The organism is Pseudomonas sp. SF2, from assembly GCF_036858055.1.
Classification (GTDB): domain Bacteria; phylum Pseudomonadota; class Gammaproteobacteria; order Pseudomonadales; family Pseudomonadaceae; genus Aquipseudomonas.
Genome location: NZ_JAMBDI010000031.1, coordinates 69,933 through 82,643, shown reverse-complemented (window position 1 = coordinate 82,643; position 12,711 = coordinate 69,933). Strand labels below are relative to the sequence as shown.

The 12,711-nt window shown below is 64.2% G+C and carries 7 protein-coding genes; 3 read left to right on the top strand and 4 right to left on the bottom strand.

Annotated features, from left to right (window positions below):
- The first annotated feature begins 221 nt into the window (after nt 1-221).
- Nucleotides 222-1,244: a quinone-dependent dihydroorotate dehydrogenase gene (locus M2S36_RS19100; protein WP_207831749.1), complete on the top strand. Its 1,023-nt coding sequence runs from the start codon at nt 222-224 to the stop codon at nt 1,242-1,244.
- A 216-nt stretch (nt 1,245-1,460) separates the two neighbouring features.
- Here the strand turns inward: M2S36_RS19100 and rmf are convergent, their stop codons facing one another.
- A complete protein-coding gene (gene rmf, locus M2S36_RS19095) occupies nt 1,461-1,676 on the bottom strand; it encodes a ribosome modulation factor (RefSeq protein ID WP_003248687.1) in 216 nt (71 codons plus the stop codon).
- A 561-nt stretch (nt 1,677-2,237) separates the two neighbouring features.
- Between rmf and rlmKL the strand changes: the two genes are divergently transcribed.
- Together rlmKL and M2S36_RS19085 are read left to right on the top strand one after the other, a co-directional pair.
- Nucleotides 2,238-4,430: a bifunctional 23S rRNA (guanine(2069)-N(7))-methyltransferase RlmK/23S rRNA (guanine(2445)-N(2))-methyltransferase RlmL gene (gene rlmKL, locus M2S36_RS19090; RefSeq protein ID WP_207831748.1), complete on the top strand. Its 2,193-nt coding sequence runs from the start codon at nt 2,238-2,240 to the stop codon at nt 4,428-4,430.
- A 94-nt stretch (nt 4,431-4,524) separates the two neighbouring features.
- Nucleotides 4,525-6,915 (top strand): sensor domain-containing diguanylate cyclase, encoded by a 2,391-nt coding sequence (locus M2S36_RS19085; protein WP_207831746.1) that lies wholly within the window; start codon nt 4,525-4,527, stop codon nt 6,913-6,915.
- Between the two features lie 130 nt (nt 6,916-7,045).
- Here the strand turns inward: M2S36_RS19085 and dacB are convergent, their stop codons facing one another.
- The 3 genes from dacB to M2S36_RS19070 form a co-directional block, all read right to left on the bottom strand.
- On the bottom strand, nt 7,046-8,503 hold the full coding sequence (gene dacB, locus M2S36_RS19080) for a D-alanyl-D-alanine carboxypeptidase/D-alanyl-D-alanine endopeptidase (RefSeq protein WP_333957638.1): 1,458 nt from the start codon (nt 8,501-8,503) through the stop codon (nt 7,046-7,048).
- A gap of 185 nt (nt 8,504-8,688) precedes the next feature.
- Nucleotides 8,689-9,033 (bottom strand): YggL family protein, encoded by a 345-nt coding sequence (locus tag M2S36_RS19075; protein WP_004376110.1) that lies wholly within the window; start codon nt 9,031-9,033, stop codon nt 8,689-8,691.
- Nucleotides 9,034-9,074: 41 nt separating this feature from the next.
- Entirely contained in the window at nt 9,075-12,707 is a 3,633-nt protein-coding gene (locus tag M2S36_RS19070; RefSeq protein ID WP_333957636.1) for an ATP-binding protein, read from the bottom strand.
- Nucleotides 12,708-12,711 lie beyond the last annotated feature (4 nt).

Here is a 12,711-nt window from a genome sequence, read left to right as displayed (position 1 = left end):
CTGATAAGGCTGTGGGCTTCTTCGGTGCAACCGATGTGCCATCTGGCCTCGTCGCCGGTAAGCCAGTTCCCGCAGGTACAGCGCAGGTTTCAGCCCTTGTGTTGTCCCTGTGGGAGCCGGCTTGCCGGCGATGGGCTGCGCAGCAGCCCCACGATTTGCTGTCATGCCAGCCCCACGCTGGCTATAATCGCCCCCTCACTCACCCCGAGCCTTGCCCGCCCATGTATACCCTGGCCCGCCAGCTGCTGTTCAAGCTTTCCCCGGAAACCTCCCACGACCTGTCCCTGGACCTGATCGGCGCCGGTGGCCGTCTCGGCCTCAACGGCATGCTGTGCAAGCAGCCGGCGGCTTTGCCGGTTACGGTCATGGGCTTGAACTTCGCCAACCCGGTGGGCCTGGCGGCCGGCCTGGACAAGAACGGCGCGGCCATCGACGGTTTCGCCCAGCTGGGCTTCGGCTTCGTCGAAATCGGCACCGTCACCCCGCGCCCGCAGCCGGGCAACCCCAAGCCACGGCTGTTCCGCCTGCCGGAGGCTACGGCCATCATCAACCGCATGGGCTTCAACAACCTGGGCGTTGATCACCTGCTTGGCCGGGTGCGGGCTGCGCGTTACAACGGCGTGCTGGGCATCAACATCGGCAAGAATTTCGACACTCCGGTGGAGCGTGCCGTCGATGACTACCTGATCTGCCTGGACAAGGTGTACACCGCCGCCAGCTACATCACGGTCAACGTCAGTTCGCCAAACACCCCGGGCCTGCGCAGCCTGCAGTTCGGCGATTCGCTCAAGCAGTTGCTCGATGCCCTGGCCGAGCGCCGTGAGCAGCTGGCCGGCACGCATGGCAAGCGCGTGCCGCTGGCAATCAAGATTGCCCCGGACATGAGCGATGAAGAAACCGCCCTGGTGGCCGCCGCACTGATGGAATCGGGCATGGATGCGGTGATCGCAACCAACACCACGCTGGGGCGTGAAGGTGTCGAAGGGCTGCCGTACGGTGGCGAGGCGGGCGGCCTGTCGGGCGCGCCGGTGCTGGAGAAGAGCACCCATATCGTCAAGGTGCTGGCGGGTGAGCTGGGCGGCAAGCTGCCGATCATTGCCGCGGGTGGCATTACCGAAGGCCGCCATGCCGCCGAGAAAATCGCTGCCGGGGCGAGCCTGGTGCAGATATACTCCGGCTTCATTTACAAGGGGCCGGCGTTGATTCGCGAGGCGGTGGACGCTATCGCAGCAATGTCCAGGTAACCTGACAGGCCAATGCGCGGGTAAACCCGCTCCTACTGGTATTGCACAGCGCTTGAAGGCAGCAGGGCATCTGTGGGAGCGGGTTTACCCGCGAAAGGGCCGGTGCATTTGATAACATTTGCCAAGGCATAAAAAAGGGCCCCATCAAGGGGCCCCTGGGCCTTCGCCCGCCGCCCGGATAGGGCGTGCATGGTGAATCGAATTCAGTGTCCTCGTTCAGCCAACGGCGTGATTTTCGTTGAGTCTATGGATGCCAGCGGTGCCAGTCATTCCGTCCCAGTTATCACCGCGACCTTCGCGCCAGCCGTTGATCCAGGCTTGGCGAACAGAAGGAAGATTGAAGGGGCAAAGTTCGCGGGATTTGCCGGTGACCCCGTATTGGTAGCCACGTGAATATGCTCTTTCCAACGGATCACGCTTAAGTCTTCTCATAGGGTGTTGCCCTCACTTGTTGACTGTAATGTCCCGTCGGCCTCTCCGAGGCCGGGCAGAGTCTTTCTGCCGGTGTGCGCTCGCTGCCGGCGTGGCGAGCTGAAAGTGCCACCTCGTTGCGAAGTGGCCTGAGACCAGTTCTATCGAATGCGAGTCACGGTGTGAATGATCGATTTGTCATAAGCACGTAACCTTTCCAAGGGTGAGGGGATAAGTAAATAAATGCGACTCAACCTTGTTTAGCGTTGAGCCCGCTATGATCGGGGTTTGCCGATCATTGACGTCATTTCGCCAGCGGTGCTTGCAGATGACAGAAATAATTTGAAATGCGACGAAGGGTCACATCGGCCCCGGTATCGCCAGAATTTTTCGTACTGCCTGATGATCTAAGCTGTCTTTGCCACTGGGCCAAGCGCAGATCGGTCAGGCGGCCCGGCCTTTCATCGCGCACTCGCGTGCCGGGAAAGGCCACCCGCACGCCTGCTGGAAAGGTGTGCGGGCAAACATCGCGGGGTGATGCGTTGCCCCGTCAGTCAAATAGCCCAAGGCGCTGGATTACTCATGTCGGACCGTTTCGAACTTTACCTCACTTGCCCCAAAGGCCTTGAAGGCCTGCTTGCCGAAGAGGCCCGGGGCCTCGGCCTGGACGACGTGCGTGAGCACACCTCGGCCATTCGCGGCGCCGCCGACATGGAAACCGCGTACCGCCTGTGCCTGTGGTCACGCTTGGCCAACCGAGTGCTGCTGGTACTCAAGCGCTTCTCCATGAAGAACGCCGACGACCTCTACGACGGTGTGCATGCGGTCGACTGGGCCGATCACCTGGCAGCCGACGGCACCCTGGCGGTGGAGTTCAGCGGTCATGGTTCGGGCATCGACAACACCCACTTCGGTGCGCTGAAGGTCAAGGATGCGATTGTCGACAAGCTGCGCAACCGCGAAGGCCTGCGCCCATCGGTGGAAAAGATCGACCCTGATGTGCGCGTGCACCTGCGCCTGGACCGTGGCGAAGCCATTCTGTCCCTCGACCTCTCCGGGCACAGCCTGCACCAGCGTGGTTACCGCCTGCAGCAAGGCGCCGCGCCGCTGAAGGAAAACCTGGCGGCGGCAGTACTGATCCGCGCCGGCTGGCCGCGCATTGCCGCTGAAGGTGGCGCACTGGCCGACCCGATGTGCGGTGTGGGTACCTTCCTGGTCGAAGCGGCGATGATCGCTGCCGATATCGCGCCCAACCTCAAGCGTGAACGCTGGGGCTTCAGTGCCTGGCTCGGCCATGTGCCGGCGTTGTGGCGCAAGGTGCATGACGAAGCGCAGGCGCGGGCACAGGCCGGCCTGGCCAAGCCACCGCTGTGGATCCGTGGCTACGAGGCCGACCCGCGGCTGATCCAGCCAGGCCGCAACAACGTCGAGCGTGCCGGCCTGGGCGACTGGGTGAAGATCTACCAGGGCGAGGTCAGCACCTTCGAGCCGCGCCCGGACCAGAACCAGAAAGGCCTGGTCATCAGCAACCCGCCCTATGGCGAGCGCCTGGGTGATGAAGCCAGCCTGCTGTACCTCTACCAGAACCTCGGCGAGCGCCTGCGCCAGGCCTGCATGGGCTGGGAGGCGGCGGTGTTCACCGGCGCGCCGCAGCTGGGCAAGCGCATGGGTATTCGCAGCCACAAGCAGTATGCATTCTGGAACGGCGCCTTGCCGTGCAAGCTGCTGCTGTTCAAGGTGCAGCCTGACCAGTTCGTCACCGGCGAGCGCCGCGAGGCGCAGCCTGAAGGCGCGGAAATCCGCCAGCAGGCAGCGCTGGCCAGCGAGCCGGCGCGCCTGTCGGAAGGGGCGCAGATGTTCGCCAACCGCCTGCAGAAAAACCTCAGGCAACTGGGCAAGTGGGCTCGCCGCGAGCAGGTCGATTGCTACCGCTTGTACGATGCCGACATGCCCGAGTATGCCCTGGCGGTCGACCTGTACCAGGACTGGGTGCACGTACAGGAATACGCCGCGCCACGTTCGGTCGACCCGGACAAGGCCCAGGCGCGCCTGCTCGACGCGCTGGCAGCGATCCCGCAGGCCCTGGGCATTGCGCCGCAGCGTGTGGTGCTCAAGCGTCGCGAGCGGCAGAGCGGCACGCGCCAGTACGAGCGCCAGGCTACCGAGGGCCGCTTCCAGGAAGTGAGCGAAGGTGGCGTCAAGCTGCTGGTCAACCTCACCGACTACCTCGATACCGGCCTGTTCCTCGACCATCGCCCGATGCGCATGCGCATCCAGCGCGAAGCCGCTGGCAAGCGCTTCCTCAACCTGTTCTGCTACACCGCCACGGCCACCGTGCATGCAGCCAAGGGTGGCGCGCGCAGCACCACCAGCGTCGACCTGTCGAAAACCTACCTGGACTGGGCGCGGCGAAACCTGGCGCTCAATGGCTTCTCCGAGCGCAACCGCCTGGAGCAGGGCGATGTGATGGCCTGGCTGGAAGGCAACCGCGACAGCTACGACCTGATCTTCATCGACCCGCCGACCTTCTCCAACTCCAAGCGCATGGAAGGCGTGTTCGACGTGCAGCGTGACCACGTGCAACTGCTGGACCTGGCCATGGCCCGACTGGCGCCCGGTGGCGTGCTGTACTTCTCCAACAACTTCCGCAAGTTCCAGCTGGACGAGCACCTGATGGCACGTTACGCGGTGGAGGAAATCACGGCCCAGACGCTGGACCCCGACTTCGCCCGCAATAACCGCATCCATCGGGCCTGGCGTTTGCAGCTTCGGTGAGGCGACGAGGTACATTGCGCGGCTAATGGCCAATAGCTATAACTGAGGGCAGGGCAAGATAATCCGCAGGACGCTGACGTGACGAGATGGGTGTATGTCAAAGGGTGGCGTGCGTGCGCGGTTGCTTGGCCTGTGCACAGAGGCCGTGCCCGCCTGGGGGGCGGCGTTGGTCGCCCTGGTTGCGGGCGGCCTGTTGACGAGCGTACTGGCCCTTGCCGCGCAAACCTTCTACAAGCAGCAGCTGCGTCAGCGCTTCGAGTTGCTGGCCAGCGAGCGTTTCAGCCTAATCGCCGAGCGGTTTGACGAACAGCAGCAGCGCCTGGATGGGCTGCGGCGGTTTTTCAGCTTTTCCAACGCAATCACTCCACACGAGTTCGACGGCTACGCCCGCCCATTGCTGCAGCGGACCCTGGCCTACGCCTGGGCGCCGCGTGTCGAAGCCGCGCAACGCGACGAGTTCGAGCGCCAGGCCAGTGCGCATTCCGGCCCGGGCTATGTTATCCGCGACCAGGATGAGCAAGGCCAGTGGCGCCCATCCCCCCAGCGCGACCATTACTTCCCGGTACTCTATAGCCAGTCGGGTGAATTGCCCGGGCTGCCCTATGGGCTGGACCTCGCCGGCCAGGAGGTGCCCCTGGCGGCTTTGGCGCGGGCGCTGGGGCCGGGCAGCATGGCGGTGTCCGAGCCGCTGGCCATGTTCGATACCAGCTCGGATGCGCGTGGCCTGCTGATGGTGGCGCCAGTGTTTTCCGATGCCAACCCCCGCGGCTCGGCAGTGGGCTATGTAATGGCCTTGCTGAGCATGCGTGAGCTTGCCAGTGACGGGCGCCCGGTGGCGACAGACGACAACCTGGTCGTACGCATCGTCGACCCCACCGGGCGGAATGGCCCCGAAGTGATGTTCGATTCGCAGAACCCGCTCGCACCCTTGGAGCTGGCCAGCAACCAACTGTTGCACTTGGCTGACCGCCACTTCCAACTGAGTATCCGGCCGAGCCTGGCCTTCGTGCAGGCCAACCGTTCCTCTGCGGTGTTGGCGGTGAGCCTGCTTGGCGGCTTGTTGAGCCTGCTGCTCAGCGTCTTGCTCTACAGCCTGTTCAGTCAGCGCCAGCGCGCTCTGGCCCTGGTCGAGCAGCGCACCGCCGAACTGCGGGTCAGCGAGCAGTCCCTGCGTGGCACCCACAACCAGCTGCGCAGCGTGCTGGATGCTGCAACCCAAGTGGCGATCATCGCCACCAACCTCAAGGGTGTGGTCAGCACCTTCAACGCCGGCGCCGAGCGCATGCTCGGCTACCCGGCCAGCGAGGCGATCGGCCAGCTGCGCCTGGAGGACCTGGTGCTGCCCGAGGAGTTGAGCCGGCGTGCCCATGCATTGAGCCTGCGTTACGGCCGGCCGATTGCAGGCGGCCAGGCCATGTTTGCCGAAACGGTGCAGGAGCATGGCGCCGAGCCGGGGGAGTGGACCTTGGTGCGCGCCGACGGCAGCCAACTGGTGGCCAACATGCTGGTCACCGCCATGCTCGATGAACACGGATTGTGGATTGGCTACCTGGCGATCTGCATCGATGTCACTGAACGGCGTCGGGTGCATGAGGCGCTGGCGGCGCGTGACCGCCTTCTGGAGAAGCTCAGTGCCGAGGTACCGGGGGGCATCTACCAGTACCGCCTGGATGGCAACGGCCATTCCTGCTTTCCGTACGCCAGCATGGGCCTGTACGACATCTATGAAGTCGACCTGCAGCAGTTGCGCGAGGATGCCACGGTGGTGTTCGAGCGCATCCACCCGGATGACCTGGAGCGTGTGCGCCGGTCGGTGCGTTACTCGGCAGAACACCTGTCGCCCTGGCGCGAAGAATACCGTGTCTGCCTGCCGCGTGCCGGGTTGCGCTGGGTGCGTGGCGAGGCGACGCCGGAAGTGGGCGAGCAGGGCTGCACCTTGTGGCACGGCTACCTGACGGACATCTCCGACCTCAAGGGCGTGGAGGAAGAGTTGCGTGCGCTGTCGGTGACCGACTCGCTGACCGGTATCCATAACCGCCGCTATTTCCAGGAGCGGCTCAAGTACGAACTGGAGCGGGCCCAGCGCGACGGCCTGGCGCTGGCGGTGATCATGCTTGACATCGATCACTTCAAGCGCATCAACGACCGCTTCGGCCACGCCGCCGGCGACCACGTGCTGCGCAGCCTGTGCCTGCGTATCGGCCAGCGTCTACGGCGTACCGATGTGTTCTGCCGGCTGGGTGGCGAGGAATTCATGGTGTTGTGCCCGGGTAGCGATGCCGAGCAGGCGCGGCTGCTGGCGCTGGAACTGTGGCAAGGGGTGCGCGATGTTCCAGTGGAAGGCGTGGGTAAGGTGACCGCGAGTTTTGGTGTGGCCGGCTGGCGACCGGGGGAAGGGGCCGATGCCTTGTTGTTGCGGGCTGATGCAGGGGTGTATGCGGCCAAGCAGGGCGGGCGGGACCGGGTGGAGGGGGAGTTGGCCTGAGCGTTCGCGGTTGTCGGTACCGGCCCTTTCGCGGCTAAAGCTGCTCCCACAGGTACAGCGCAGGGTTCAAGACCTGTGATGTACCTGTGGGAGCGGCTTTAGCCGCGAAGAGGCCGGTACTGGCTGGCGATCAGTTGGCTGTCGTGCTGCCGGCCAGTTTCGGCTGGCGGTAAAGGTCCAGCAGCACCTGGTCGAGTACCTGCGAGGCGCCCCATGGTTTCGGGTCGTTGAGGATCGCCGCCACCGCCCAGGTATGGCCGTTGCTGTCACGGCTGAAGCCGGCAATCGCCCGCACGGTATTCAGCGTGCCGGTCTTGATGTGCCCTTCACCGGTCATGGCGGTGCGCTTCAGGCGCTTGCGCATGGTGCCGTCCATGCCCACCAGCGGCATCGAGCTCATGAACTCGGCAGCATAGGGGCTTTTCCAGGCGGCCTGCAGCATGGCGGCCATTTCCCGGGTGCTGACCCGTTCGGCGCGCGACAGGCCGGAGCCGTTTTCCATCACCAGGTGCGGTGCGGTAATGCCTTTCTTCGCCAGCCACTGGCGCACCACGCGCTGGGCGGCGCGGGCGTCGTCACCATCGGCATCGGTGCGGAACTGCGCGCCAAGGCTCAGGAACAGCTGCTGGGCCATGGTGTTGTTGCTGTACTTGTTGATGTCGCGGATCACTTCCACCAGGTCTGGCGAGAAGGCGCGGGCCAACAGGCGTGCGCCCTTGGGAACGTTCTCGAAGCGGTCGCCACCCTGGATGCTGCCACCCAGTTCGTTCCAGATCGCGCGCACGGCACCGGCGGCGTAGGTCGGGTGGTCGAGCAGCGACAGGTAGGTCTGCGAGTTGCAGCCGTCACCCAGCTGGCCGCTGACCGTTACGCTGATGCCATCGGCCTGTTGCACCGGGTTGTAGCGCACATCTCCCGAGCATTGTTTGGAGGCCACGGCCTTGACCTGGTTGTCGATGCGGATGCTGGCAATCGGCGGTTCGACCGCGATGGTGACCTTGCCGCCATCGTTGCGAGCCACGAAGCGCAGGGCCTTGAGGTTGACCAGCAGCGAGTCGGGCTTGACCAGGAACGGCTTGTTCTCATCGCCGCCATCGTCGTTGAACTGCGGCAGGTTGGGCTGCACGAAGTGGCTGCGGTCCAGCACCAGGTCGCCGGTGATGGTGCGCACGCCATTGGCGCGCAGGTCACGCATCAGCAACCACAGTTTTTCCATGTTCAGTTTGGGGTCGCCGCCACCTTTGAGGTACAGGTTACCGTTGAGTACACCGTTGCTCAGGGTACCGTCGGTGTAGAACTCGGTTTTCCACTGGAAGGTCGGGCCGAGCAGTTCGAGGGCGGCGTAGGTAGTGACCAGTTTCATGGTCGAGGCCGGGTTCACCGAGACATCGGCATTGAACACGGTCGGTGTGCCGGGGCCGTCCAGTGGCAGCATCACCAGCGACAGGGCCGAATCCTGCAGCTTGTTGGCCTTGAGGGCCTGCTGCACTTTGACAGGCAGCGTGGTATTGACGGCGGCGGCCTGGCTGGGCAGGGCGAGTGGCAACAACAGGCCGGCAAGAACGAGGGGACGAAGCGTTTTGATCATAATGAATAAATACCCTACGGCGAGGGAAAAGGGCATTGGGGCTGTAAGGGATGATGGCCCCAGGATGAAAGAATACGCATTATGCCCCAAGCGCAGCGACGATGCGCCACGTTCGACGGAAAAGCACGCCAATAAAAAAGGCCACCCGTAGGGGTGGCCTTTTCAGCGATCGAGCCGGGCCGGAATTACTCGGCCTTGTTGATCGGCTTTTCCGGATACCAGGCGTCCAGCAGCGGGCTGACTTCGATCTTGGTCAGTTCGCTGCGGCCTTTGAGCCAGGCTTCAACGGCTGCACGCTGTTCTTCGCTGACCGAGCCGCGTTTGACCGAGCACACCAGGCCGAAATCGTCACCGCCTACATAGTCCAGGCCATTGGCATCCATGGCTTCTGCCAGGAACGCGTCGAGGAAAGCATCGATTGCCTGGTCGTCCAGATCTTCCTTGAACTCCAGGTTCAGCTCGAAGCCCAATTCCTGAAACTCGTCGACACACAGCTTCTTGCGTAGGCGACGGGAGCGGTTTGTGGCCATGAAACAATCCTCTTAGGTAATAACGCCGCGCAGTCTACCAGTTAACACGCCTGGCTGCCTGCCTGTGTGCAGGTACCTGTGGCCAGTTCCTTGGCCAGGGCGCGTTCTACCCGGCACATATGCCGCGCCAGTGCCTGGCGCCGAAGGCGTAGCTGGGCGGTGGGCAAGCCGCTGGCCTCCAGGGCTTCGCAGGCCGTTATCAGCTCGGGTGCTTCCAGCATCCGCGCGGCGCTGAGCACCTTGTGCGCCTGTTCGGCAATGGCAGCGCTGTCGTGCTGCGGATGCAGTGCCATCAAAGTGGCCAGATCGGCCTGCAGGCTCTGTTGCAAGGCCTGCAGGAAGCGCTGGCGGTCGATCGGGTCATGCCCGACCACTGCGGCAAGGCCGTCCAGCTGGTACAGCTTGCGCCGCCGTTTTTGCTGACGGCGCGGGTGGATGCCGGCCAGGCGCTGGCTGAGCGTGGCCAAGCTGATAGGCTTGAGCAGGCAGTCGTCCATGCCGGCGCTCAGGCACTTGCGGCGTACCTCCGGCTGCGCGTTGGCGGTGTAGCCAAGAATGGTGCAGCGCGGCCGCTTGCCATGGCGTTCTTCGGTGCGCACGGCGGTGGCCAGCTGATAGCCGTTCATGTGCGGCATGTTGCAGTCGAGCACCAGCACATCGAAATCGCCCGCCCGCCAGGTAGCCAGGCCTTCGCGACCGTCGCGGGCGCTGGTGTGCTCCAGGCCCAGGTAGCCAAGCTGCTGTGCCATCAGTTGCAGGTTGGCCGGGTGGTCGTCGACCACCAGCACGTTCAGCCGTGGGTCGGGCACGTCGAGGTTCTCGATCAGCGGGGCCGGCTGCGCTGCGGCATCAACCCGCTGCAGCGGCATCTTCAGGCGCACCTGGGTGCCGACATCTTCCAGGCTCTTGATGGTCAGGCTGCCTCCCATCATTTCGCACAGGTTGCGACAGATGGCCAGGCCCAGGCCGGTACCCGCGCGGGCGCCTTGGCTATGCGGGTTGGCCTGGATGAACGGGTTGAACAGGCGTTGCAGGTCGTCGGGGTGGATGCCGATGCCACTGTCGCGCACTTCCAGCTCCAGCACTGCGGGGGTACTGGTGTCGTCCTCCACCACGTTGACGCAGATGCGCACCTGGCCGTGCTCGGTGAACTTGATAGCGTTGCTCACCAGGTTGCACAGTACCTGTTTGAAACGCAGGGGGTCGAGCAGCGCATGGCAGCGTGCGGCCGGCGCGATCATCACCTCCAGGGCCAGGCCTTTCTGCCGCGCCTGGCCCTCGAAAATGCGCCCTACCGATTCGACCAGGGCCGCCAGGTCGACGGCCTCCGGGGCGAGGGACAAGTGCCCGGACTCGATGCGCACGATGTCGAGGATATCGCCGATCAGGCCCAGCAGGTCCTTGGCCGAATGGTAGGCCAGCTCCAGCGCGCCGCGGTCTACCCGACCTTGGTCGGCACGTTTGACTGCCAGCTCGAGCATGCCGATGACTGCATTCATCGGGGTGCGGATTTCGTGGCTGATGGTAGCCAGGAACGTGCTTTTTGCGCGGTTGGCATCGTCGGCCTGCTGCTTGGCCCGGCGCAGCTCCATGACCAGATGGCGGCGATCGCTTATGTCGATCCAGCCACCGATGATGCCCTGCACCTCACCCAGTGAGTCGCGATACGGCAGAATCCAGTGGTAGATGGTCATCTCGCGGCCCTTGATCCGTAGCGGCCGGTCCATGATCAGTGGCGAGCCTTCGGCCATCACCTTCAGGTAATCGGCGTGGATCTGCCGGGTCTGCTCGCAATCGGCGAACAGGCTGCCCTCCAGTTGTTTGCCGATGACCTCGTCGGAGCGGGCCTGCACGGCTTCCAGGTAGCTGTAGTTGCAGCTTTGCAGGCAGCCCTCGCGGTCACGCACGTACATGGGGTGGGGCGTGCCGTTGAGCAGGGCGCGCATGAACGCCAACTGGTCGTTCAGCGCCCGCTCGGCGCGTTGCCGCTGGCGAATCTGCAGGCGCAGGCGAGCGTTCCACAGCAAGGCCAGCAGCAACAGCACGGCGGTGCCCAGTACCACCTGTATCGCCAGCCGGCGATAACCCTGGTCGTTGCCATCCTCGTGCAGGCTGAAGCCGCGCCAGCGGTTGTTGATTACCCCCAGTTCTTCCGGCGAGATGCTCAGCAGCGCCTTGTCGAGGATCGACACCAGCGCCCGGGACGAGGCACTGGTGGCCATGGCGAAGTTGGCAGGTTCGCTGCCGACGGTGGCCCGGATGACCAGTTCGGGGTTGCCGGCCAGGGCGTGGTTGGCGTCGATCAAGGTGGTGATCACCGCATCGACGGCACCGCTGTTGAGCAACGCCATGGAATAGAACGCGCTTTCGGTCTCGACCCAGCCGATTTGTGGATAGTGCCGCGACAGCATGGCGTCCATGGCACTGTAGCGGGTAATGGCGATGCGATGCCCCTGCAGTTGCTCGAGCGAGGTGAAGGGCTTTTTGTCCTTGCGGCTGACCAGTACATAGGCGCTTTCCAGGTAGGGCCGGCTGATTTGCAGGTCGTCTTCGCTTACCCCGCCGTTGGCCAATGCAGCGATCACATCGGCGCGGCCATCCTTTAGGCGGGCAATCATGTCGGCGAGGCCGCTGGCGCGCTGCACTTCGAAACGCAAGCCGGTGCGCAGGCGAATGAGTTCGAGCAGGTCGGCGGTGATACCGCGAAAATGCCCCGAGCCATCGAAATAGGAGACCGGTGCAGCGGTGTCGTCGATCGCCACGCGCATCACCGGGTGGTCCTGCAGCCATTGTTCTTCTGCGTCGGTCAGTTGCAGCCTGCGGTCGGTCAGCAGCAGGTCGCTACCGGCGCTCCAGCGCTTGAATATACTGGCGCGTATGGCTGGGGTCTGGCTTTCCAGGGTCGCGTTCACCAATTCCATCAGCAGCCTGTCCTGCTGGCGCAGGGCAAACCCGAAGCCGATGGCTTCGTGCTTGCCGAAACTGGCCATGCGCAGGCGCGGCAGGTGGCTGCGATTGAGCTGGTAGTGGGTGGAAATGGTATCGCCGATGAACACGTCGGCCTGGCCGAACGCCACGGCATTCAGGGCCTGGCTGGACGAGCCGAAGGCCAGCAGCTCGGCCTTGGGGTAGGCGCTTTTCACCTCCTGCCGGGGCAGGTAATGGTAGAGCATGCCCAGGCGCATGCCGTCCAGGCCCATGTCCAGTGCCCGGCTTTCGTCCTCCCGCGTTACCAGTACCGGTTGGTCGATGGCATAGGGGTGCGACAGCGCCAGGCCATCGCTGGCCGCTTCGTAGCCGTTGGCGCTGCCAAGCAGGTCGATATCACCGTGCCGCAGCGCCTCCACCGCTGCCTGCCGGCTGGAAAAGCGCAGCACCCGCACGGGCAACTGCAGGGCCTTGCCGATCAGGCTCGCGTACTCGGCGGTAAGGCCCTGGTAGTCGCGGCCGCCACTGGTGATGTCGAACGGCGGGTAGTCCGGTGCCGAGGTACCCAGCACCAGTTCCTGACGGCTTTCGAGCCATTGTCGTTGTTCGTCCGTGAGCGCAGGCGGTGCCGGCCTGGCCGATGACCGTGCCAGCAGGGCATAGGACGAGGCCTCGTGATGGGTAGCCTGCGCCATGCCGCTGAACAGGAGCAGGGTGAGCAGCAGGCGAACGATAAGGCGCGCCATGACG

What these genes read in the sequence shown, in the direction of transcription:
- M2S36_RS19100 (WP_207831749.1), top strand. Translation starts at nt 222, where the DNA reads ATGTATACCCTGGCCCGCCAGCTGCTGTTCAAGCTTTCCCCGGAAACC.
- rmf (WP_003248687.1), bottom strand. Translation starts at nt 1,676, where the DNA reads ATGAGAAGACTTAAGCGTGATCCGTTGGAAAGAGCATATTCACGTGGC.
- rlmKL (WP_207831748.1), top strand. Translation starts at nt 2,238, where the DNA reads ATGTCGGACCGTTTCGAACTTTACCTCACTTGCCCCAAAGGCCTTGAA.
- M2S36_RS19085 (WP_207831746.1), top strand. Translation starts at nt 4,525, where the DNA reads ATGTCAAAGGGTGGCGTGCGTGCGCGGTTGCTTGGCCTGTGCACAGAG.
- dacB (WP_333957638.1), bottom strand. Translation starts at nt 8,503, where the DNA reads ATGATCAAAACGCTTCGTCCCCTCGTTCTTGCCGGCCTGTTGTTGCCA.
- M2S36_RS19075 (WP_004376110.1), bottom strand. Translation starts at nt 9,033, where the DNA reads ATGGCCACAAACCGCTCCCGTCGCCTACGCAAGAAGCTGTGTGTCGAC.
- M2S36_RS19070 (WP_333957636.1), bottom strand. Translation starts at nt 12,707, where the DNA reads ATGGCGCGCCTTATCGTTCGCCTGCTGCTCACCCTGCTCCTGTTCAGC.